Origin of the sequence: Floccifex sp. (assembly GCF_051873495.1) — a bacterium.
GTDB lineage: Bacteria > Bacillota_I > Bacilli_A > Erysipelotrichales > Erysipelotrichaceae > Floccifex.
Map to the genome: position 1 here is coordinate 1 of NZ_JBJEEX010000021.1, position 3020 is coordinate 3020.

Here is a 3020-nt window from a genome sequence, read left to right on the forward strand (position 1 = left end):
AACACGCCCTTATAGGGCTTACGATACCACTAATTTTTATTAGTGGTTATGATTTTAACTTTAATAAATTGCATTTTAACTTTTAAAAAGTTAAAATATAATAAATAGAGTTAAAAAGAGGAAAGCAATGATAAATGAACTATTTGGAATTTCAGTTACATATAAAACATGGGATAAACAGAGTTATCTACCGCTATATATAAGTGATAGTTATGATTTTTATTTTGCGTATATTGATACACTGCCTTGTCTTATGCTTATTGTAAAAGAGGAACTTGCACCAATTCCTTCATTAAAAAAACAAATCAAAAGAATTCAAGAAATAGATAATATTCCTATCGTTTTTGTATTGGCTTCTATTACTTCTTATAGAAGGAAAAACTTGATAGAAAATAGAATTTCTTTTATAACAGACAAACAAGCTTACTTGCCTTTTATGGGAACCTTTTTAACAGAACAAACAGAAGTAAAAAAAGAAGTAGAAAAATTTATGTTTTCGACACAACAGTTAGTGCTTCTTTATTTTTATAATGGTAAACAACAATTATATATGGCCGAGGCAACTAAAACATTGCCTTACACTGCAATGACATTAAGCCGGTGTGTGAAACAATTAGAGGTAACGGGATTGTTTATAATTTCAAAAGATGGTGTGAATAAAGTAATAAAAGCTAAATATGATAATGCGGTATTATTTGAAAAAGTAAGGAAGTATTGTTCAAGTCCTATTCGAAGTGTTGGTTACATTGAATCGGATAAAATAACGAAAGATATGGTACTTTCTGGTGAATGTGTATTATCCGAAAAGACAATGCTTAATGAAAATAAAATAAAAACATATGCCATTTATCATAAATTATTTGATAAGAAACAATTAATGAATGAATTGGTGAATCCTGATAAACAAGTTCGACTTGAGTTATGGGAATATAATCCTAAGCAATTTTCCAATGATAATATGGCGGATCCTTTATCCGTAATTCTATCTTTTGAAAACAAAGATAATGATGAAAGAATTGAAGAAGCAATTGATGAATTGATTCAAAATAAAATCAAGGTTTTTGCTTACTAAAAAAATTGTTTTTTGGTATAATACAAACGCCTTAAATGGGAGATGTAAATCCAGCAAATGTGCGTGTAATCTGAGACCAGGTTACACGTTTTTTTGTGGTTAAGGGAGGAAAAAATGGAAAATTTATCACAAAACAAGATGGCAACTCAGCCAATCAATAAATTAATGTTGAATATGGGAATTCCTATTATTCTATCGATGATGTTACAAGCACTATACAATATTGTCGATTCAGCCTTTGTATCCAATATTCCAGGAAGTGGAGAACTCGCTTTAAATGCACTAACAATCGCTTTTCCTGTACAAATGTTGATGGTAGCTATATCAATTGGAACAGGAGTCGGAGTGAATGCATTATTGTCTAAGAGCCTAGGACAAAACGACAAACAAAAAGTGAATCAAACTTCTGGGAATGCTTTATTTTTAGGATTAATTATTTATGTATTATTTGTATTATTTACAATTTTTGGAATCAAGCCTTACATTGCTTCACAAACACAAAATCCCCAAATTAGTAAAATGGCCATTGATTACTTAACAATTTGTTGTGGTTTATCATTTGGAATTGTGTATTTCTCTTTATTTGAAAAAATTCTACAAGCCACAGGAAAGTCGCTCTATTCAACAATTGCACAAGTAAGTGGAGCCATTGTAAATATTATTTTAGATCCAATTTTTATTTATGTATTCAATATGGGTGTACAAGGAGCAGCATGGGCAACCATTATTGGACAGATTGTTTCATTTCTAGTAGGGCTTTTCTTTCACTTAAAATACAATAAAGAAATTGAAAATAAAATACATTATTGTAAACCGAATATAATGATTATTTCTAATATTTATACGATTGGAATACCTGCTATCATTGGACAAGCTTTAATGTCTTTTATGACATACTTTTTAAATATTATTTTTATTCAAATTGGTGAAAACGTGGTAACCGCATATGGATTGTATTATAAAATCCAACAATTTATTTTATTTGCGGCTTTTGGTCTAAGAGATGCCATTACTCCTATCATTAGTTTTAACCATGGTATGAACAATAAACAAAGAGTACAAGAAGGAATTAAATATGGAATGATTTATACATTAGTTATTATGGGTGTAGGATTGATTGTTTTAGAAGTATTTGCCAACCCTATCGCAACTTTATTTGGCTTATCAAATCAAACTCAAGATTTATGTGTAAGTGCCATTCGTATTGTTTCTTTAAGTTTTATTTTTGCTGGAGCCAATATTGCTCTACAAGGAATTTTCCAGGCATTAAATAAAGGATTGGAATCTTTAATTGTATCAATTTGTCGTCAATTATTATTTGTGATACCAGTTGCTTATATTTTTGTACAAATGGTATTAAATGGATCAAATATCAATATCATATGGTATACCTTTATTATGAGTGAAACACTATCTTTACTTATTTCTTTGTTCTTTATGAGAAACGTAAACAAGAAAACAATTCAAGCTATGTAACTTGTTTGTATAAAATATACAAATAAGTTATAATGATACTAGTAAAGGGGATTGTCTATGTTGAAAATAAATTGTGATTACAATCTAAAAGATGATTTGAATTTCATACTAGAATCAGAAAAAATGAATGTTCTTGAATTATCGAAGAAGACAAATATATCAAGAAAGACTTTAGATGAGATTTTAGAAGGGAAAAAAACGAGAATTGATATTTATGAGAAGTTTTATGCTTACTTATATAAAAATAAGTATAGAATGAATCGTGTTAAAGAAGAATTTATTAAAGAAAAATATCATAATGTTTTATTTCATGGGTCTAAAAAAGGATTGTCAGAAATTTCTATTGAAGGGGCAAGAAAAAACTGTGACTTTGGTAAAGGATTTTATTTAGGAGAAAACTACAGTCAGGCTCTTTCTTTTGTTTGTGAAACAAAAAATTCATCAATTTATTCTTTTCGATATACATTAGATA

Annotated in this window: 3 protein-coding genes; all 3 read left to right on the forward strand. The window is 28.6% G+C overall.

All coding sequences use genetic code 11. The features are described 5' to 3' along the window. The first annotated feature begins 127 nt into the window (after positions 1-127). Positions 128-1072 (forward strand): MarR family transcriptional regulator, encoded by a 945-nt coding sequence (locus tag ACI313_RS01375; RefSeq protein ID WP_439755101.1) that lies wholly within the window; start codon positions 128-130, stop codon positions 1070-1072. A 114-nt stretch (positions 1073-1186) separates the two neighbouring features. After that, on the forward strand, positions 1187-2548 hold the full coding sequence (locus ACI313_RS01380; protein WP_439755102.1) for an MATE family efflux transporter: 1362 nt from the start codon (positions 1187-1189) through the stop codon (positions 2546-2548). A gap of 57 nt (positions 2549-2605) precedes the next feature. Further along, positions 2606-3020: DUF3990 domain-containing protein (locus ACI313_RS01385; protein ID WP_439755103.1), on the forward strand; the 415-nt coding region annotated here is incomplete at its 3' end.